At 63.0% G+C, this 17,347-nt stretch carries 16 protein-coding genes and 1 tRNA gene; 6 read left to right on the top strand and 11 right to left on the bottom strand.

Translation table 11 applies throughout. The annotated features are described in order from the left end of the window. Nucleotides 1-43: 43 nt before the first annotated feature. From iolD to ACFPWW_RS28670, 3 genes are all read right to left on the bottom strand, one after another. Nucleotides 44-1,894 (bottom strand): 3D-(3,5/4)-trihydroxycyclohexane-1,2-dione acylhydrolase (decyclizing), encoded by a 1,851-nt coding sequence (gene iolD / locus ACFPWW_RS28680; RefSeq protein ID WP_377314543.1) that lies wholly within the window; start codon nucleotides 1,892-1,894, stop codon nucleotides 44-46. Between the two features lie 192 nt (nucleotides 1,895-2,086). After that, complete coding sequence (locus tag ACFPWW_RS28675) at nucleotides 2,087-4,021, bottom strand: bifunctional 5-dehydro-2-deoxygluconokinase/5-dehydro-2-deoxyphosphogluconate aldolase (protein ID WP_377314639.1); 1,935 nt, start codon at nucleotides 4,019-4,021, stop codon at nucleotides 2,087-2,089. A gap of 93 nt (nucleotides 4,022-4,114) precedes the next feature. Further along, nucleotides 4,115-4,987, bottom strand: coding sequence for a MurR/RpiR family transcriptional regulator (locus tag ACFPWW_RS28670; RefSeq protein WP_112567255.1), 873 nt, complete (start codon nucleotides 4,985-4,987; stop codon nucleotides 4,115-4,117). Between the two features lie 207 nt (nucleotides 4,988-5,194). On the opposite strand from ACFPWW_RS28670, the gene ACFPWW_RS28665 reads away from it, so the two are divergent. The 3 genes from ACFPWW_RS28665 to ACFPWW_RS28655 all read left to right on the top strand — a co-directional run bounded on the left by ACFPWW_RS28665 (nucleotide 5,195) and on the right by ACFPWW_RS28655 (nucleotide 7,845). Continuing rightward, nucleotides 5,195-6,310: a Gfo/Idh/MocA family protein gene (locus ACFPWW_RS28665; RefSeq protein WP_377314541.1), complete on the top strand. Its 1,116-nt coding sequence runs from the start codon at nucleotides 5,195-5,197 to the stop codon at nucleotides 6,308-6,310. An 86-nt stretch (nucleotides 6,311-6,396) separates the two neighbouring features. Continuing rightward, nucleotides 6,397-7,614: an NAD(P)/FAD-dependent oxidoreductase gene (locus ACFPWW_RS28660; protein ID WP_112567248.1), complete on the top strand. Its 1,218-nt coding sequence runs from the start codon at nucleotides 6,397-6,399 to the stop codon at nucleotides 7,612-7,614. 140 nt (nucleotides 7,615-7,754) lie between these two features. Then, a tRNA-Ser gene (locus ACFPWW_RS28655) sits at nucleotides 7,755-7,845 on the top strand. A 112-nt stretch (nucleotides 7,846-7,957) separates the two neighbouring features. On the opposite strand, the gene ACFPWW_RS28650 is transcribed toward ACFPWW_RS28655, so the two are convergent. The 5 genes from ACFPWW_RS28650 to ACFPWW_RS28630 form a co-directional block, all read right to left on the bottom strand. Beyond that, nucleotides 7,958-8,140 carry a hypothetical protein gene (locus ACFPWW_RS28650; protein ID WP_113497783.1) on the bottom strand — a complete coding sequence of 61 codons (183 nt, stop codon included), beginning with the start codon at nucleotides 8,138-8,140 and terminating at the stop codon, nucleotides 7,958-7,960. Nucleotides 8,141-8,277: 137 nt separating this feature from the next. Then, complete coding sequence (locus ACFPWW_RS28645; protein ID WP_377314539.1) at nucleotides 8,278-8,709, bottom strand: CopD family protein; 432 nt, start codon at nucleotides 8,707-8,709, stop codon at nucleotides 8,278-8,280. Nucleotides 8,710-8,720: 11 nt separating this feature from the next. Next, a complete protein-coding gene (locus ACFPWW_RS28640) occupies nucleotides 8,721-9,053 on the bottom strand; it encodes a DUF3817 domain-containing protein (protein ID WP_377314537.1) in 333 nt (110 codons plus the stop codon). Continuing rightward, nucleotides 9,053-9,316, bottom strand: coding sequence for a hypothetical protein (locus ACFPWW_RS28635; RefSeq protein ID WP_377314535.1), 264 nt, complete (start codon nucleotides 9,314-9,316; stop codon nucleotides 9,053-9,055). The genes ACFPWW_RS28640 and ACFPWW_RS28635 overlap by 1 nt, the downstream gene beginning before the upstream one ends. Nucleotides 9,317-9,327: 11 nt before the next feature. Beyond that, nucleotides 9,328-9,624, bottom strand: a complete 297-nt coding sequence (locus ACFPWW_RS28630) for an ArsR/SmtB family transcription factor (protein ID WP_377314637.1) — start codon at nucleotides 9,622-9,624, stop codon at nucleotides 9,328-9,330. A gap of 662 nt (nucleotides 9,625-10,286) precedes the next feature. Here ACFPWW_RS28630 and ACFPWW_RS28625 point away from each other — a divergent pair. Further along, a complete protein-coding gene (locus ACFPWW_RS28625; protein WP_377314533.1) occupies nucleotides 10,287-11,333 on the top strand; it encodes a porin in 1,047 nt (348 codons plus the stop codon). Between the two features lie 126 nt (nucleotides 11,334-11,459). On the opposite strand, the gene ACFPWW_RS28620 is transcribed toward ACFPWW_RS28625, so the two are convergent. After that, nucleotides 11,460-12,353, bottom strand: a complete 894-nt coding sequence (locus ACFPWW_RS28620; protein ID WP_377314531.1) for an alpha/beta fold hydrolase — start codon at nucleotides 12,351-12,353, stop codon at nucleotides 11,460-11,462. Nucleotides 12,354-12,416: 63 nt separating this feature from the next. Next, nucleotides 12,417-14,495 carry a transglycosylase SLT domain-containing protein gene (locus ACFPWW_RS28615; protein ID WP_377314529.1) on the bottom strand — a complete coding sequence of 693 codons (2,079 nt, stop codon included), beginning with the start codon at nucleotides 14,493-14,495 and terminating at the stop codon, nucleotides 12,417-12,419. A 216-nt stretch (nucleotides 14,496-14,711) separates the two neighbouring features. On the opposite strand from ACFPWW_RS28615, the gene dapA reads away from it, so the two are divergent. Both dapA and smpB read left to right on the top strand, forming a co-directional pair. Next, on the top strand, nucleotides 14,712-15,596 hold the full coding sequence (gene dapA / locus ACFPWW_RS28610; RefSeq protein WP_112754346.1) for a 4-hydroxy-tetrahydrodipicolinate synthase: 885 nt from the start codon (nucleotides 14,712-14,714) through the stop codon (nucleotides 15,594-15,596). A 369-nt stretch (nucleotides 15,597-15,965) separates the two neighbouring features. Further along, nucleotides 15,966-16,445 carry an SsrA-binding protein SmpB gene (smpB, locus tag ACFPWW_RS28605; RefSeq protein ID WP_112565745.1) on the top strand — a complete coding sequence of 160 codons (480 nt, stop codon included), beginning with the start codon at nucleotides 15,966-15,968 and terminating at the stop codon, nucleotides 16,443-16,445. A gap of 33 nt (nucleotides 16,446-16,478) precedes the next feature. Here the strand turns inward: smpB and ACFPWW_RS28600 are convergent, their stop codons facing one another. Continuing rightward, nucleotides 16,479-17,060: an NYN domain-containing protein gene (locus ACFPWW_RS28600; RefSeq protein ID WP_112565748.1), complete on the bottom strand. Its 582-nt coding sequence runs from the start codon at nucleotides 17,058-17,060 to the stop codon at nucleotides 16,479-16,481. Nucleotides 17,061-17,347: the final 287 nt, after the last annotated feature.

Genomic DNA, 17,347 nt, shown 5'->3' with positions numbered 1-17,347 from the left:
CGCAGGAGCGCTGCCGCCCCTGCGGAAAATGACAGCAAGCGGATCAGCCGACGCGCTGGGCGGTGCGCGCCTTGACATAGGCCTCGTGCGCCCTGTTGACCTCGCCGCGCGGGCTGACTTCCGGCACGGCGACATCCCACCAGTGGCCGCCGGCATCCGTGGTGATGAGCGGATCGGTATCGATCACGAAAACCGAGGTGCGGTCGTTCTTCCTGGAATCGGCAATCGCCTGTTCCAGTTCCGCAATCGAGGAAACCTTCACCGCGATCGCTCCCATCGCTTCCGCGTGCGCCCGGAAATCGATCTCCGGCATGACCTCGTGATAGGCGTCCTTCAGGAGATTGTTGAAGTTGGCGCCGCCGGTTGCCATCTGCAGGCGGTTGATGCAGCCGTAGCCGCGGTTGTCGAGCAGCACGATGTTGAGCTTGAGGCCGAGCATGACCGAGGTGGCAAGCTCGGAATTCAGCATCATGTAGGAACCGTCGCCGACCATGACGACGACCTCCTTGTCCGGATGCGCCATCTTGGCGCCGAGGCCGCCGGCGATCTCGTAACCCATGCAGGAGAAGCCGTATTCCATATGGTAGCTGCCGGGAACGGTGGCCGGCCACAGCTTGTGCAATTCGCCCGGCAGGCCGCCGGCCGCACAAAGCAGCGTGGTCTTCTCGCCGCCGATCGAGCGGGCGACCGCGCCGATGACCTGCGCGTCGGAGGGCAGGGCGGCATTGGTCGTGCCCATCGCCTTGGCGGCGGCCTCCATCCAGACGGCCTTTTCCTTCCTTGCCCTTTCGGCAAGCGCTGCCGGCGCCTTCCAGCCGGAGAGCCCCGCCGAGAGCGCCTTCAGCCCTTCGCGCGCGTCGGCCACCAGCGGATGGCTGTCATGTTTGAGCGCGTCATAGGCGGCGATGTTGAGGCTGAGCAGCTTGAAGCCTTCGTTCTTGAAGAGCGCCCAGGAGCCGGTGGTGAAATCCTGGCAGCGTGTGCCGACGGCAATCACCAGATCGGTTTCCTCGGCGATCGCATTGGCCGCCGACGTGCCGGTCACGCCGACCGAGCCGAGCGCCAGCGCATGGCGCTCGTCGATCGCCGACTTGCCGGCCTGAGTGACGACGACGGGAACGCCGTGCGCTTCGGCGAAAGCCGCAAGCTCCCTGGTCGCCTGCGAATAGAGCACGCCGCCGCCGGCAACGATGACCGGCTTCTGCGACGCCTTGATCAGCGCAATCGCATTGGCAAGCTCGTCGGCATCCGGCTGCGGACGGCGCACCGTCCAGACCTTTTCTTCGAACAGGCTCTCCGGATAGTCGAAGGCTTCCGCCTGGACGTCCTGGCAGAGCGACAGCGTCACCGGGCCGCAATCGAGCGGGTCGGTCAGCACCTGCATGGCGCGCTTCAAGGCCGTGATGATCTGCTCCGGCCGCGTGATGCGGTCGAAATAGCGCGAGACCGGGCGGAAGGCGTCGTTGGCCGACACCGTGCCGTCGCCGAAATCCTCGATCTGCTGCAGCACCGGATCGGGCGCGCGATTGGCGAAGACGTCGCCGGGCAGGAAGAGCACGGGAATGCGGTTGACATGCGCGACACCGGCCGCCGTCACCATGTTCAGCGCGCCGGGGCCGATCGAGGTCGTGCAGGCCATGAAGCGCTGGCGGAAGCTCGCCTTGGCATAGGCGATGGCCGCATGCGCCATGCCCTGTTCGTTATGGGCGCGATAGGTCGGCAGTTCCTGGCGCACCTGATAGAGCGCTTCGCCCATGCCGGCCACGTTGCCATGGCCGAAGATCGCCCAGACGCCGCCGAAGATCGGCACTTTCCTGCCGTCGACGATCGTCATCTGCTTCTTGAGGAAATGCGCGACGGCCTGCGCCATCGTCAAACGGATTGTCTTGCCCATCGGGTCCTCCCGAACCTTCGCTCTATCTGTTTTCCCGCCCAACCCTTCCCCGCGAGGGGGAGGGGCTAACCCGCCGGCTCTCCGCACTTCATGACACCCTCGCATCCGCAAGAACGCTTGCTTGTGACATGAGGCGCCGCCTCAGGTTCAGTCCCTCCCCTTGTGGGGAGGGGTTGGGGATGGGTTTAATCCTCAGTTAAGCCCGCGCGTTTTCAGCCAGGCCTCCGTCAATTGCTTGAAGCGGCCGGCCATGTCGGCAATCGCTTCCTCGTCGTTGATCCTGCCCGAAAGCCAGCCGCGCGCCGCTTCCGCAAAGATCGTGCGGCCGACCGCAAAACCCTTGACCGAAGGGGCGGCCAGCGTCGCCTCGAAACCCTTCACCAGCTCGTCGGCGGGAGCCTCGAGCCCGAGCAGCACGATCCCGCGGCACCATGGATCGTTTCTGGCGATCACGGCATCGATTTTCTTCCAGGCGCCGGCAGACGCCTGCGGCTCCAGCTTCCACCAGTCGGGCTTGATGCCGAGCGCGTAGAGTTCCTCGAGCGCCGTCGAGACCGTATCGTCGGTCAGCGGCCCGTTCTTGCTGGAGATGATTTCCACCAATAGCTCGCGGCCAACCTTGCGCGCGGCTTCGAAGAGCGTGCGCAGCTTCTCCTGCTGCTCGCTCTTCAGCGCGGCCGGATCGTCCGGATGGTAGAAGCACAGGCACTTGATGCAATGGCCGAGCGGCCATTCCACCAGCTGCGAGCCGATATCCTGGCTGAATTCGAAACGCAGCGGCTTGGAGCCGGGAAGCTCGACGGGCCGGCCGATCCAGGTGAAATCCTTCTTGGCCGCATCGAAAAAGGCGTCGCGGCCGAAGCGCTCGTCGATCAGCATGCCGTAGCCCTTGCGGCCGTCGGCGACGCGGGCGGCGGCTTCCACCGCCAGCCGCTTGAACGCGACGATCCGCTTGTAGTCGACGCCGAGTTCGTCGCACACGCTTGTCAGCTGCGAACGATGGTCGATGGCAAGCGCCATCAGCAGCGGGATATCGCCCTTGCGGGTCGAGGCCCAGTGGATGTGGTTGATCGCCTCGTCCTTGCGCAGCGCGCGATGTTTGCTGCCGGTTTTCAGGAAGAAGTCGAGCTCCGCCCAGGTCGGATATTCCGGCGAGCAGAGCAGGCGCGAAACGGCAAAGGCGCCGCAGGCATTCGCCCAGGTCGCGCAGGTCTTGAGCGGCTCGCCTTTCAGCCAGCCGCGCAGCAGGCCGGACATGAAGGCGTCGCCGGCGCCGAGCACGTTGAACACCTCGATCGGGAAACCCTGGCCGACGATCCCGTCTTCGAGATTGTCGCTGATCGGGCCGTCATAGACGATGCAGCCCATCGCCCCGCGCTTCAGGACGATGGTCGCGGGCGACAGGCGGCGGATCTCCTTCAGCGCGCCGAGAACGTCGTCGGCCCCCGACGCGATCAGGATTTCCTCTTCCGTGCCGACGATGAGGTCGCAATCGGGAAGCGTCTCCTTCATCTTCGAGGAAACCCGGTCGGACTTCACGTAGCGCTCGAAACCCTCGGCATGGCCGGCAAGGCCCCACAGGTTCGGCCGGTAGTCGATGTCGAAGATCACCTTGCGGCCGTTGGCCTTGGCAAGCCGGATCGCCTTGCGCTGGGCGGCCTCCGTGTTCGGGCGGGAGAAATGCGTGCCCGAAACCAGCACGGCGCGCGAAGAGCGGATGAAATCCTCGTCGATATCGCCTCCGTCGAGCGCCATGTCGGCGCAGTCGGACCGGTAGAAGATCATCGGCGAGACGCCTTCGGCCTCGACTGCGAGCAGCACCAGCGCCGTCAGCCGCTCCCTGTCGGTCTTGATGCCCTTCGTCTCCACGCCTTCGCGCGCCGACTGCTCGATGATGAAGCGGCCCATCTGCTCGTCGCCGACGCGGGTAATCAGCGCCGATTTCAGCCCGAGCCGCGCCGTGCCGATGGCGATATTGGCCGGGCAGCCGCCGACGGACTTGGCGAACGAACCGATATCTTCCAGCCGCGAACCGATCTGCTGGCCGTAGAGATCGACGGAAGAGCGGCCAATGGTGATCACGTCGAGCGTCGGCTCCGGCTGTTCGCCCGGATTCGATTGTACCATCATGTCCTCCCGCTAGATTTTTACGCGGCCTGGACCGTCCGCGAATTTTGAATAATGAAACATCGGTTCCGTCTCTTTGTCAATTCGGAATGTTTATTCCATTTTGGTCTTTACGGGTTTTGAATGCTGCAATTTGCGCCGCCGCTCGGCAATGGCAACCGGCAGCGCCATGGTCAGCGCCATGGAGGCCGAGAGCGAGCGGAAGCCGGCGAAATCGGCCTCGGCAATTTCGAACCAGTGCGTGGCGCAGGCCGCCAGCGGCGAAAAGGCCGAATCGGTGATGGCGATGACAGGCACGCCGCGATCGGCCAGTTCCTGGCTCTGGTTGAGGCTGTCGGCCGCATAGGGCGAGAAGCTCGCCGCAATCGCCGCGTCGCGCGGCGTGGCGAACTGCACCATTTCCGGATCGACGCCGTTCGGCGAGGCGACGATCTGGTGGCGGATGTTGAGCTTGGAAAAGGCGTAGGTCATGTGCGCCGTCAGCGGATAGGAGCGCCGCTTGGCAATGAGGTAGATGGTTTCCGCAGCCGCCAGGATATCGACCGCCTTGGCGAAAGTATCGGTCTGCACGGTGGCCGCAAGCCGGTTCACCGATTGGCTGGCGGCCGAGATGAAGCCGGTCAGAAGCGTCGCATCCTCGTCGTCCCCGCCCGACTGTTCCAGCGTGACGAGGCGTTCCTCGTAGCTCAGCGTCCGGTCGCGCAGCCGTTCGCGGAAAATGCTCTGCAGGTCGGAAAAGCCCTCGTAGCCGAGATGGTGGGCAAGGCGCACCAGCGTCGAGGGCTGCACGTCCGAGGCGGCGGCAATGCTTGCCGTCGTGCCGAAGGCGATCTCGTCGGGATTGGCGAGCGCAAAGGCGGCGACCTGGGCCAGCCGTTTCGGCATGCTTGCTTTCCGTTCGATGATCGTACTGCGCAGGCTTTCGAAATCGCGCGGCACCCGCGCTCTCTGGGGGTCACTATCCATGCTGGCGGCTCAGAAGATGAAACAAATATTCCATAATTCGGAGCATAAACGATTTCCGCGAAGCCGCCTAATTGTTTTTAATAGGCTGAAAATCAAGGGTTTTGGACAGTTTTACAAGGGGCGGGACGAAATGATGCATCAGGGCCAGCTTGTCAAAATGATCCAAATATTCCAAAAATCCTGCGGATTTGAGGAGGAGACCCTGACATGAAGCCACTCGGCATCGGTTTGATCGGCACCGGTTATATGGGCAAGTGCCATGCGCTGGCATGGAACGCGGTGAAAACGGTGTTCGGCGATGTCGAGCGCCCGCGCCTCGTCCATCTTGCCGAAGCGAATGCCGAGCTGGCAAGCGCCCGCGCCGGCGAATTCGGCTTCGAGAAGGCGACGGCCGACTGGCGGGCGCTGATCGCCGATCCGGACGTCGATGTCGTCTCCGTCACCACGCCCAACCAGTTCCACACCGAAATGGCGATCGCCGCGCTCGAGGCCGGCAAGCATGTCTGGTGCGAAAAGCCGATGGCGCCTGCCTATGCCGATGCCGAGCGCATGCTGCAGGTGGCAAGGCGATCCGGCAAGGTGGCCGTGCTCGGCTACAATTATATCCAGAACCCCCTCATGCGGCATATCAAGAGACTGGTCGGCGAAGGCGCGATCGGCGCCGTCAACCACATCCGCGTCGAAATGGACGAGGATTTCATGGCCGATCCCGACGCGCTCTTCTATTGGAAGAGCGAGCTTGCGGCCGGCTACGGCGCGCTCGACGATTTCGCCGTCCATCCGCTCTCGCTGCTCTGGTATCTCTTCGGCCATGTCGAAGCCGTCGCCACCGATATGGTCAGGCCCTATGCCGATCGTCCCTTGAAGGAAGGCGGCCGCCGGCCGGTGGAGAATCACGATGCGGCCAACGTGCTGATGCGCCTTGGCGGCGGCATCTCCGCCGTGCTGATGGCCAACCGCGCCGCCTGGGGCCGCAAGGGCCGCATCGCGCTGCAGATCTACGGCTCGAAAGGCTCCATTCTCTACGATCAGGAACGCATGAACGAATTCGAGCTCTATCAGGCCGAAGGGCGCGGCTCCGAGCAGGGCTTCCGCAAGATACTGGCAGCCCCCGCCCATCAGCCCTACGATCGCTTCATTCCGGCCCCCGGCCACGGCCTCGGCTTCAACGACTTGAAGATCATCGAATGCCGCGAGCTGATCCGCGCGATTTCGGGAGAGCCGGCGTCTATCGTGACATTCGAAGACGGTCTCAGGATAGAGAAGTCGGTTCATGCCATGGCACAGTCCTTCCATGAGCGCCGCTGGATCGAGATCGGCTGAGGTCGGACCCTCGCTTGCGTTGACGGCGCCTGGGGCAGGGGATAGGCCTTGTCCCTGTTGAAAGGCTGAAATTCGGGAGTGAGATCGTGACGGACAGACTGGTGATCATCGGCGCGGGGCAGGCAGGCTTCGCATTGGCAGCCAAGCTGCGTGCGCTGAAGGATACGCGGCCGATCACGCTGATCGGCGCCGAAGACGTGCTTCCCTACCAGCGCCCGCCGCTGTCGAAGAAATACCTGCTCGGCGAAATGTCCTTCGACCGCCTGCTGTTCCGTCCCGAACATTGGTATCCCGACAATAATGTCGAGATCCGCCTGTCGACCTGGGCCGAGCAGATCCGGCGCGAAACGAAGCAGGTCCTGCTGCAGGACGGCTCCGTGCTCGATTACGGCACGCTGGCAATCGTCACCGGCTCCACGCCCCGGCGCCTGCCGGCGGCCATCGGCGGCGACCTGGAGGGCGTCTATGTCGCCCGCGACAAGCGCGACGCCGATCTTCTGGCCGCGGAAATGCGCCCCGGCCGCCGCGTGCTCATCATCGGCGGCGGTTATATCGGGCTGGAGGCCGCCGCGGTCGCCCGCCATCTCGGCCTCGAAGTGACCGTCATCGAAATGGCCGACCGCATCCTGCAGCGCGTCGCCGCCCCGCAAACCGCAGACATCATGCGCGCCATCCACAAGAGCCATGATGTGACGATTCGCGAAAAGACCGGCCTCAAGCATCTCGTCGGCCGCAACGGCCGGGTGACGGGCGCCGAGCTGTCCGACGGCACGACGATCGAGGTGGATTTCGTCATCGTCGGCATCGGCGTCGTGCCGAACGATCTTCTCGCCAAGGATGCCGGCCTCGACGTCGGCAACGGCATCATCGTCGACGAATTCGCCCGCACGTCCGACCCGTCGATCTTTGCGGCCGGTGATTGCGCGAGCCTGCCCTGGCAGGGCGGCCGCATCCGGCTCGAATCCGTGCAGAACGCCGTCGATCAGGCCGATGCTGCGGCCGCCGTCATCGCCGGCGGCAGCGAACCCTATGACCCGAAGCCCTGGTTCTGGTCGGATCAGTACGACGTGAAGCTGCAGATCGCCGGCTTCAACATGGGCTATGACGATACGCTGCTGCGCCCCGGCGCCCGCGAAGGCGCAAGCTCGGTCTGGTATTTCCGCGAGGGCCGGCTGATCGCCGTCGATGCCATCAACGATGCCAAGGCCTATGTGACGGGCAAGAAGATGCTGGAATCAGGCATCAATCCCGACCGCGCGATCCTTGCCGATCCCGCCGCCGATCTGAAGCAATTGCTGGGCTAAGGCCGAGCCGGCCCGGCCGGGCCGGCAGGCGCTTTCCCTCCGGCACGGCCGCGCGGCATCTGCGCTCCATGGAAAGGACATGTGAAAACTTCAAAAAAAGCTTGATTGCATGGGCGAATACCCATATCAGGGCTCCCACCGGAGAGGTGGCCGAGTGGTCGAAGGCGCTCCCCTGCTAAGGGAGTATACGTCAAAAGCGTATCGTGGGTTCGAATCCCATCTTCTCCGCCATTTCCCAAGTGCCCGACCCGGCGACTGCCGGAAAATAAAACCCGCTCCGATCAAAGCCGGCATCATCTTCATCGACTTGAACGGCAAGGTCTCGCCGATCCGGCTTGCCGCCTCAATAGCTGCAGGAAAGCGCGTTGGTCGGCCTGAAGCCGTCGGCGCACGCGGGATTGACGGAGTCCCCGGGCTGGTATTGAAAGTCGGGGCTATTGGCAGGCCGCTGCGTCGTGCAGGCCGAAACCAGCGTGGTCAGGCCGATCAGCATGCCGCCGATCAAGATAATCCGAAATCTGCTCATCGTGGCCCTCCCATGGCGCGGCGCCTGATGGCAACATGTCGCTGTAGCGGGCGCAGGCAAGGGCCATGCCGCACGCTTGGCCGCCCCGCTTGCCCGGCAACCGCGCCGCAATTGCCTGACTAATGGTGAAAACAGTTCTAGAACGGCTTGGTGACGGCGATCGCGACGATGACGAATGTCGCGATCACGACCGCCGCGCCGGCGTGGCGCAGAAGGGCCGGGGGAGCAGGCTCCTGGCTGTGCGCGAGCCTGCGCAGCCTGCCGGACAGGACGCCGTGAAGCGCCGAGAGCAGCAGCACAAGCGTGAGCTTTGCCAGCAGCCAAACCTGCGGGAACCAGCCGCCCGTCAACGCGAGCGTCAGCCCGAAAATCCAGACGAGCAGCATCGCCGGCGACGTGACGCGCCGGTCCCAGCGGCGCACGCGCTCCAGCAAGGCAGACCGGATCGCGATCTCCTGCTGGCCCCGGGCCTCGGTCACGGCCGCAATGCTCACGGCCGCGACCAGCATGCCGCCGATCCAGGTGACGACGGCGGCGATGTGCAGGGCTTTGAGCCAGAGATAGTCCATCGCCTGCGCCCTCAGTTCGAATCGGCAAGGGCCGACTGGCGCCGCGCCAGTGCCCGCTCGTTGAGGAAGGCCCCGAAGGGGATGAAGGCCGCAAGCACCATCCGGGCCGTTTCGCCGCGCGACCACCCGCCCATCGATACGGTCTGGATGAGCATCCAGACATAGAGAACGAAAGCGATGCCGTGGACCGGGCCGATAAGGCGGGTTGCGATCGGGTAGCCGGCAAGGTGCTTGAGAGGAACGGCCACGCCGACGAGCAGGAGAAGCGTCGTCCCCTCCAGCAGCGACACGGCGCGCATCCTGCGCAATTGCGACAGTTCCTCGGTTCGGGCGGCCGAGAGCATCACTCGACCTCCCTGAGGACCTTTTCGACCCGCTCGAGGCGGCCCTGGATGTCGGCAATGCTGCCGCGCAGGGCCGCCAGCGCGGCGGCACTCTCCTCCTGGGACTTCACGGCGCGCGCAGCAAGATCGCGATAGGCGTCCTCGTCTGCGATCCGCAGGCGCGCCGTGCGCGCGCCGGTGACATATTTCATTGCGAAGATCAGCAGGATCACGGCGAGCAAGAGGACCGTGACGAGGAAGAATATGCTGGTGCGATCGGCCATGGGAGGTCCTTTCAAGGTTCCGAGGTCTTGGAGGAGGGGCTCAGCGAGCGCGCCGCATCGGCAATGGCAGCCGGATTGAGCGCGACATCGAAAGCCGCTGTCTGGAAAAAGTTGAGTGCCTTCCCGTCGCTGGAAAGCTCGAGCTGGCTGGTCACGAGGCCGGCCTCCTCAAGCTTGCGCAGGTGAAGGTGGAGGAGCGGCCGGCTGATGCCGATCTCGCGGGCAAGCTGGCTGACATAGGTGCGGCCGTTCGCATGGAGCGCTGCCATGATCCGCAGGCGGTGCGGGTTGGCGAGCGCGGCCAGCATCTCCAGCAACCGGTCTCCCTGGCTCCTCAATCGGCCCTCTCTTAAAAATTTATAACACCTGTAAGATTTTTCTAACAGGTGAGGAATTCGGCGTCAATCGCCGCCCGCAAGGCAATGCCCCGATCCGCTCCGCCGGCCGGTTGGAGGCGAAGCGCGGATCGCGCGTTAATCCGCGCAACGGCTGCGGACGCCGGAATCGGCCCTTTCGCGCGCCGAATCGCCTGCGGGAATCAACGGTTCCGACCCGCGTGAAAACTGAAATCGGTTTCGGCTCGAAGGACGAGCAGGCTCGCCCGAGCGGTTGCCGATCGTGCCGAACAGCAAGAATCAGGCGCAAAAGTGGTGCCGATTTGGCACAGCGGCGCGCGCCGTCCCTTCGCAAAACCCAATAAATAGCGGGAAAATAAGCGCTTTCTTAATGAAGCCTAAACAAACGGCGGCCCCGCTGCCCAATTTGTGGCCTTTCAGCAACAGGGTTTCGGTAAGGCTTTCGTAAACCCCGCCTGAACACAAGTTGGTGATTGCGTGACAGCCGCCGTCTTGTATTTTCAGCCTCGGAAGCAAGGGCCTGACCGCCCGACTTCTAAAGCACCGGGGGTAAGGCAGGGAAACGTCGCAAGACGTGATCTTACCTCCGATCGAAACTTGAATTGGAGGTCATTATGAACATCAAGAGCCTTCTTCTCGGCTCTGCTGCCGCTTTGGCAGTAGTTTCCGGCGCTCAGGCTGCTGACGCTATCGTTGCAGCCGAGCCGGAACCGGTTGAATACGTTCGCGTCTGCGACGCTTACGGCACCGGCTACTTCTACATCCCGGGCACGGAAACCTGCCTGAAGATCAACGGTTACATCCGTTTCCAGGTCAACGCTGGTCCGGAAGCAAGCGCCAACAGCGCTGACGGTTCTTCCGTTGCAAACGACTCTTCCTGGGATGCCTATACCCGCGGCCAGGTTCAGCTCACGGCTAAGAGCGACACCGAATACGGCCCGCTCACCGGCGTGATCGTTATCCAGGCCAACGCCGACAACTCTTCGGCTCAGAAGACCCAGCTCGACTCGGCTTACCTCGACATCGCTGGCTTCCGCGCTGGTCTGTTCTACTCCTGGTGGGACGATGGTCTCTCCGGCGAAACGGACGACATCGGCTCGCCGAAGACTCTGCATAACTCGATCCGTTATCAGTACGAAACCGGTTCCTTCTACGCTGGCATCAGCCTCGATGAGCTGGAAGACGGTCACTACAATTCGGACGAGACTGCCAACAACTGGGGCGTAGCCTTCGGTATCGGCGGTAAGGCTGGTGCGTTTACCTATCAGGTCACTGGTGGTTACGACACCGACAACGAAGAAGGCGCTGTCCGCGCTATGGGTACGGTTGCTGTTGGTCCGGGCACCCTCGGCCTCGCTGCTGTATACTCCTCCGACCCGAACTCGTACTACGAAGCTTCTGAGTGGGCTATCGCTGCCGAGTACGCCATCAAGGCTACCGACAAGCTGAAGATCACTCCGGCTGTCCAGTACTATGCAAACCGCTACGACTCGAAGGTTTCGAAGAACGACTTCACGGACAACGATGCCTGGAAGGCTGGCGTAACGATCGACTACCAGATCGTCGACAACTTCTCTGCCAAGGTTTCGGTTCAGTATCTGGATCCGGAAAAGGCTGACGACGTTACCTCAGGCTTCTTCCGCCTGCAGCGCGCATTCTAATCTGATCTGACTTCGGTCATTCAGGAGAGCCCGGCTTTCGAGCCGGGCTTTTTCGTTTGTGCCGGCGGCCGGGGCTTTTCGGCAGTCTGGAAAGGGCGAATTCCGCGGCGAACCCTTCGCCCCGGCTCAGTCGAGCCTGCTCACGAAGGCATGGATCGCCTCCGGAATGTCTGCAAGATGCAGAAGCGGTGCGTGTCCCTGGCCCTTCGCGGTGATCTGCATCATCCCCGGATGCCGCCTTTTCATCTCGGCCGCCGTCTCTTGCGAAAGAAGGTTGGAATTCTCGCCCCTGATAACCAGCAGCGGCACGGAGCCCAGCTTTTCGAATTGCGGCCAGAGGTCGGGGAGGGGATTGCCGAAATCGATCGATTTCAGCTGCTCGGCAATGGCGCTGTCGTAGTCGGCGACGGGCATGCCCGCCTCATCCCGATAGATGGCCCGCGCCATGCCCTCCCAGTCGGCGGGCGCGAGTGCGGGAAAGGCAGCGCCGTGATTCTCCTTGAGCATATCGACGGCCTCGCTCCAGCTTTGCGGTTGGCGGCCGCGGTTGAGATAGTCCCTGATCGCCATCAGCCCGGCCGGCTCGATGACCGGGCCGATATCGTTGAAGATGAGGCCTGCGAGCAGGTCCGGCTTTATCGCCGCCATGAGATGCAGGATGAGCCCGCCGCGCGAGGTTCCGATGAAGATGGCGCGGGCGATGCCGAGAGCGGCGCAGGCGGCAATCACGTCGCCGCATTCGACGGCGGGATTGTAGTTCGCCTTGTTGTCGTCCCGGTCGGAGCGGCCGCGTCCGCGATAATCGAGCGCAATGACGCGCCGCGACAAGGCTGCGTGTCGCGACAGGAGCAATGCGAGTTCGTGGAAATCGCGGGCATTGCGCGTCAGGCCCGGCAGGCAGACGACCGGCAGCCTGCCGGGGCCGGCATCCGCCGGCAGGTAGTCGCGCGCGTAAAGCCTCAGCCCGTCGGCCGATCTGTGGAATGTTTCGGTAAAACCGCCTGCGACCACGTCACCCATGATATCTCCGTTCCGTCTATCGGAACGAGATGTAACGCGCTTTCGGCCAATCCGCCAATCGGCTCAGGTCGCGCTGCGGCCGCCGACGAGGTCGCGCTCGATATCGGGCGTCTGCCCGAGGCGGGCCTTGTAGACCTCGTAATTCTCCATCACCCGCTGCACATAGTTGCGCGTTTCGGGGAAGGGGATGCGCTCGATCCAGTCGACGATCTCGTCGACGGGCTTGCCGCGCGGATCGCCGTAACGGCCGATCCATTCCGGCACGCGCTTTGGCCCGGCATTATAGGCGATGAAGGTGAGGATATAGGAGCCGCCGAAAGCTTCGATCTGTTCGCCGAGATAATGCGCGCCGAGCGTCGCGTTGTAGCCGGCATCGGCCGTCAGCTTGTCCTTGGAATAGGTGATGTTGTGCCGCTTGGCGACGGCCTGCGCCGTGCCCGGCAGGAGCTGCAGCAGGCCGCGGGCGTTGGCGGCCGAAACGGCGGCTGGATTGAAGGCGCTTTCCTGGCGGGCGATCGCATAGGCGAGCGCCTTGCCGGAGCCGGAAATATTGGCGTTGGCCGGAATGACGCCGACCGGGAAGGCAAGGGCTGCGACATCGATGCCGCGCCCATAGGCGATCTTGCCGATCTGCAGCGAAAGATGATGGTCGCCCGCCTGCTCGGCCTTGGCCGTCAGGATCGCCAGTTCGCCGGGGCTCTGAAGCTGGTCGGCAAGCGCCAGATAGAGGGCGGCCGCCCGCCAGCCGTGGCCTGCGGCCTCCAGCCGTGCGATCGCCTGCACGGCTTCGCGCTGCTGAAGATTCTGCCGGTCGCGGGCCGTCGGCGACGGATAGGTGACGTCAAGCGTCTTTCGCCCGAGCCTTTCGGCTGCAAGCTGCCCGTAGAAGGTGCCCGGAAAATTCGCGGCCTTGGCGAAGAATTCGCTGGCCTTGCCCGGCCCGCCGGCTTCCGCCGAGCGCCCGAGCCAGTACCAGGCGCGGGAGACCGAAAGCGGGCCGTTCGAAACCTGCAGGATCTTGCGGAAATGCGTCTCGGCCGTCGTCGGGTCCTGCAGACCGCGCAGCGCATACCAGCCGGCATGGAACTGCGCTTCGACGATATCCGTCGGCACCGTGGCGACCGAGGCGGCGACGATCTGGTAGGCCGCCTTGAACTGCCCCTGGTCGACGAGGCCGCGGCTGACGATCCGCTGCTCGTTCCACCATTCGCCCGAATTCATCAGCTCCGTCCGGTCGCGCGGGATCTGCTGCAGCAGCTTGGCGGCCTCGAGATATTTGTCCTGCCTGCGCAGATATTCGATGCGCGCGAAGAGATAGCCCGGATCGCTGCGCCATTTCGCGTCGACCGCGTTCAGCAGCGCGCCGGCATTGCCCGCCTTGGCGTCGACGGCAGCCCAGGCCTTGTAGAGCGACTGCGCCTGGCCCATGTCGCCGAAGCGCTTGGCCTGCGCCACGCGGCCGCGATACATCAGGTAGTCCATGCGCGTCTTGTGGTCGGCGGCGGTCAGCAGGCCGGAAAATTCGCCCAGGATCTTGTCTTCGGTGGCCTTGTCGAGCGCCTGTCCGCGCCAGACCTTGCCGATATATTTCGCCGCCTGCGCCGGCTTGCCGGTCGCCACGAGCGCGCGCGACAGGATGATCGCGCCCTGCCAGGTCTCCGGCGCGGTATCGCCGAAGGCGTTCAGCACGGCGGCGGGCGCGGGGTTCTCGTCCAGGAGCGCGCGCTCGGAATTGCCGCGCAGACGTTCCAGGCCCGGCCAGCCCGCAAGCTCGTCCGAGGCACTGGCGATCTCGTAGGAGGGCACGCCCCTCAGGCCCGATGTCGCGATGGCCCAGGTCAGGATATGGCGATCGAGCGTTCCCGCCGCCATCGTGTTGCGAATGGCGAGCGCCTGTTGCGGGTCCTTGGCCGAAAGCGCGTCAAGCCCGGCCTTCAGGTCGCTGTTGACGGGGGCGATGGCGCCGTTGCGCGGAATGGAGCCGGTGGTGATCGCCTCGGGGAAGGATGCGGTTTCCGGCACGAACCCGAGCGGCTTGACGGCAGGCACGGGGGCGCTTTCGCCGGGAAGCTGCGATGCAGCGCTGCCCCAGGCCGCGGCCACCAGGCCGCAGACGGACAGGATCAGAACGGCTCTCTTCATCCGGATCACTCGCAACGAAAACATGCCCCTCCATTTGGCTGGAGGCATCTTAACGAAAGCTTACCGCATTGGGTAAAATTCATTCACATTTGCTATCGGAATTTGCCCTAAACCGATCCATGCGCGCTTGTCGCGGCCTTTTTGCCGCTCTATGGTGCGCAACTCTTATTCATGGAATGCGGCTGAAGCAAGGATATCGGCCGTGAGGAGCTTTGCATGTTCAATGGGTCCATCCCCGCGCTCGTAACCCCCTTCACCGCTGCCGGCCTGGTCGACGAAGACAGCTTCGCCGCTCATGTCGCCTGGCAGATCGAAGAGGGCAGCAGCGGCCTCGTTCCGGTCGGCACGACCGGCGAGTCGCCGACGCTGTCGCATGCCGAGCACAAACGGGTGGTCGAACTCTGCATCGAGGTTGCGGCCAGGCGCGTGCCCGTCATGGCGGGCGCCGGCTCCAACAACACGCGCGAAGCGATCGAGCTTGCCCAGCATGCGCAGAAGGTCGGCGCCGATGCCGTGCTCGTCGTCACGCCCTATTACAACAAGCCGACGCAGAAGGGCCTGATTGCGCATTATTCGGCGATTGCCGAAGCCGTCGACCTGCCGATCTATATCTACAACATCCCCGGCCGTTCGGTCATCGACATGACGCCGGAGACGATGGGTGCGCTTGCCAAGGCCCACAAGAACATCGTCGGCGTCAAGGATGCGACCGGCAAGATCGAGCGCGTCTCCGAGCAGCGCATCACCTGCGGCAAGGATTTCCGCCAGCTCTCCGGTGAAGATGCGACGGCGCTCGGCTTCAACGCCCATGGCGGCATCGGCTGCATTTCCGTCACGGCCAATATCGCGCCGCGCCTCTGTGCCGAATTCCAGGCCGCGACGATTGCCGGCAACTATGCCAAGGCGCTGGAGCTGCAGGACCGGCTGATGCCGCTGCACAAGGCCGTCTTCATGGAACCCGGCGTCTGCGGCGCAAAATACGGCCTGTCGAAGCTTGGCCGCATGAGCCGCACCGTCCGCTCGCCGCTCATGTCCTCGCTGGAGCCTTCGACGGAAGCGGCAATCGACGCCGCCATGCGTCACGCGGGCTTGCTCAACTGAGGTTGAAAATCGGCCCATCTTCACAAGATCGGGCCGTTCTCTTACATAAAGCAATTCCAGCAAAAGTGGGAACCGGTTTTGCGTCCGGAATTGCGGAGAGAAAGAGCAATTCCAGCAAAAGTGGGAACCGGTTTTGCGTCCGGAATTGCGGAGAGAAAGAGCAATTCCAGCAAAAGTGGGAACCGGTTTTGCGTCCGGAATTGCGGAGAGAAAGAGCAATCCCAGCAAAAGTGGGAACCGGTTTTGCGTCCGGAATTGCGCAGGGAACAGTAGGCTAGAGCATCGAAGGCGCTCCGCTTTCGCCGGAAATGCTCTGGATCACAGGAAATGAGGGCGCGGCATTCGCGCCCCGCGAATGGAATCATCGTCATGGCCCCCAAAGGCAGCCAGCGTATCGTGAAGAAGGTCGTTGCGGAAAACCGCAAGGCCCGCTTCAACTACGAGATCATCGATACTTATGAGGCCGGCCTGGTGCTGAAGGGCACCGAGGTCAAGTCGCTGCGCGAAGGCAAGGCCAATATCGCCGAATCCTATGCTTCGGACGAGGATGGCGAGATCTGGCTGATCAATTCCTATCTGCCGGAATATCTGCAGGCGAACCGCTTCAACCACGAGCCGCGCCGCCGCCGCAAGCTTCTCCTGTCCGGACGCGAGATCAACCGTCTGCGGGCGGGCATCAACCGCGAAGGCATGACGCTGATCCCGATGAAGATCTACTTCAACGATCGCGGCCGCGCCAAACTTGAGCTCGCTCTGGCAAAGGGCAAGAAGCTGCATGACAAGCGCGAATCCGAGAAGGAGCGCGATTGGAACAGGCAGAAGAACCGCCTTCTGAAGGATAACGGCTGACGTTGCCCGCCGTGTCAGGCGATCCGCAAGGGCTCAGTCCTCGAAATCGCTGGCCGGCGCCACTTCGGCAGGCCGGGGCGGACGTTCGGAGGGATCGCGGCCGATCTCGGCTTTCAGCGACAGGAGATCGATGAAGTGATCGGCCTGCCGGCGCAGGTCGTCGGCGATCATCGGCGGCTGGGTCGACATGGTCGAAATGACCGAAACCTTGCGTCCCTTGCGTTGCAGCGCTTCGACCAGGGTGGTGAAATCGCCGTCGCCGGAGAAGATGACGAGATGGTCGACCGTTTCGGACTGTTCCATGGCGTCGATCGCAAGCTCGATATCCATGTTGCCCTTGATCTTGCGGCGCCCCATGGAGTCGGTAAATTCCTTGGCGGGCTTGGTCACGACCTTGTAGCCGTTATAATCCAGCCAGTCGATGAGCGGACGGATGGAGGAATATTCCTGGTCTTCGATTAGCGCGGTATAGTAGTAAGCGCGCAGCAGATATCCGCGTTTCTGAAACGCTTTCAAGAGCTTGCGGTAATCGATATCAAAGCCGAGACTCTTGGATGCAGCGTAGAGGTTGGCGCCGTCTATGAATAGTGCAATTTTTTCGCGTGGGTCAAACATCGCTTACCAATCCAAAGAGAGTAATCGAAATCCATAAGCCACTTAGCCCAATAAAAACAGCGGCTTGTGAATGTGGCGTCGAGCTGTTCCGTACTTTATGAATTATTCATATATGAAAGATTTAGGGCACGATTCGTGATATTCCAAGCAACCTTCGGTGGAAATGTCATATTGTGCATGGAAATTTAGACTGGTCGCGGATAAAGGCGAGGGGACCCTAATGAAAAACTTGAATTTGCCCGGTTTTAATTGTATCGGGCATCCTAATCCCGAAAAGACGACCGCAA

This window comes from Rhizobium sp. GCM10022189, assembly GCF_042656325.1.
Taxonomy (GTDB): domain Bacteria; phylum Pseudomonadota; class Alphaproteobacteria; order Rhizobiales; family Rhizobiaceae; genus Rhizobium.
Note: the sequence above shows the minus strand (reverse complement) of the source record. Positions and strands in the feature narration are given on the sequence as shown.

Coding starts and splice junctions, on each gene's coding strand:
- iolD (WP_377314543.1), bottom strand. CDS start 1,894: ATGGGCAAGACAATCCGTTTGACGATGGCGCAGGCCGTCGCGCATTTC.
- ACFPWW_RS28675 (WP_377314639.1), bottom strand. CDS start 4,021: ATGGTACAATCGAATCCGGGCGAACAGCCGGAGCCGACGCTCGACGTG.
- ACFPWW_RS28670 (WP_112567255.1), bottom strand. CDS start 4,987: ATGGATAGTGACCCCCAGAGAGCGCGGGTGCCGCGCGATTTCGAAAGC.
- ACFPWW_RS28665 (WP_377314541.1), top strand. CDS start 5,195: ATGAAGCCACTCGGCATCGGTTTGATCGGCACCGGTTATATGGGCAAG.
- ACFPWW_RS28650 (WP_113497783.1), bottom strand. CDS start 8,140: ATGAGCAGATTTCGGATTATCTTGATCGGCGGCATGCTGATCGGCCTG.
- ACFPWW_RS28645 (WP_377314539.1), bottom strand. CDS start 8,709: ATGGACTATCTCTGGCTCAAAGCCCTGCACATCGCCGCCGTCGTCACC.
- ACFPWW_RS28640 (WP_377314537.1), bottom strand. CDS start 9,053: ATGCTCTCGGCCGCCCGAACCGAGGAACTGTCGCAATTGCGCAGGATG.
- ACFPWW_RS28635 (WP_377314535.1), bottom strand. CDS start 9,316: ATGGCCGATCGCACCAGCATATTCTTCCTCGTCACGGTCCTCTTGCTC.
- ACFPWW_RS28630 (WP_377314637.1), bottom strand. CDS start 9,624: ATGCTGGCCGCGCTCGCCAACCCGCACCGCCTGCGGATCATGGCAGCG.
- ACFPWW_RS28625 (WP_377314533.1), top strand. CDS start 10,287: ATGAACATCAAGAGCCTTCTTCTCGGCTCTGCTGCCGCTTTGGCAGTA.
- ACFPWW_RS28620 (WP_377314531.1), bottom strand. CDS start 12,353: ATGGGTGACGTGGTCGCAGGCGGTTTTACCGAAACATTCCACAGATCG.
- ACFPWW_RS28615 (WP_377314529.1), bottom strand. CDS start 14,495: ATGAAGAGAGCCGTTCTGATCCTGTCCGTCTGCGGCCTGGTGGCCGCG.
- dapA (WP_112754346.1), top strand. CDS start 14,712: ATGTTCAATGGGTCCATCCCCGCGCTCGTAACCCCCTTCACCGCTGCC.
- smpB (WP_112565745.1), top strand. CDS start 15,966: ATGGCCCCCAAAGGCAGCCAGCGTATCGTGAAGAAGGTCGTTGCGGAA.
- ACFPWW_RS28600 (WP_112565748.1), bottom strand. CDS start 17,060: ATGTTTGACCCACGCGAAAAAATTGCACTATTCATAGACGGCGCCAAC.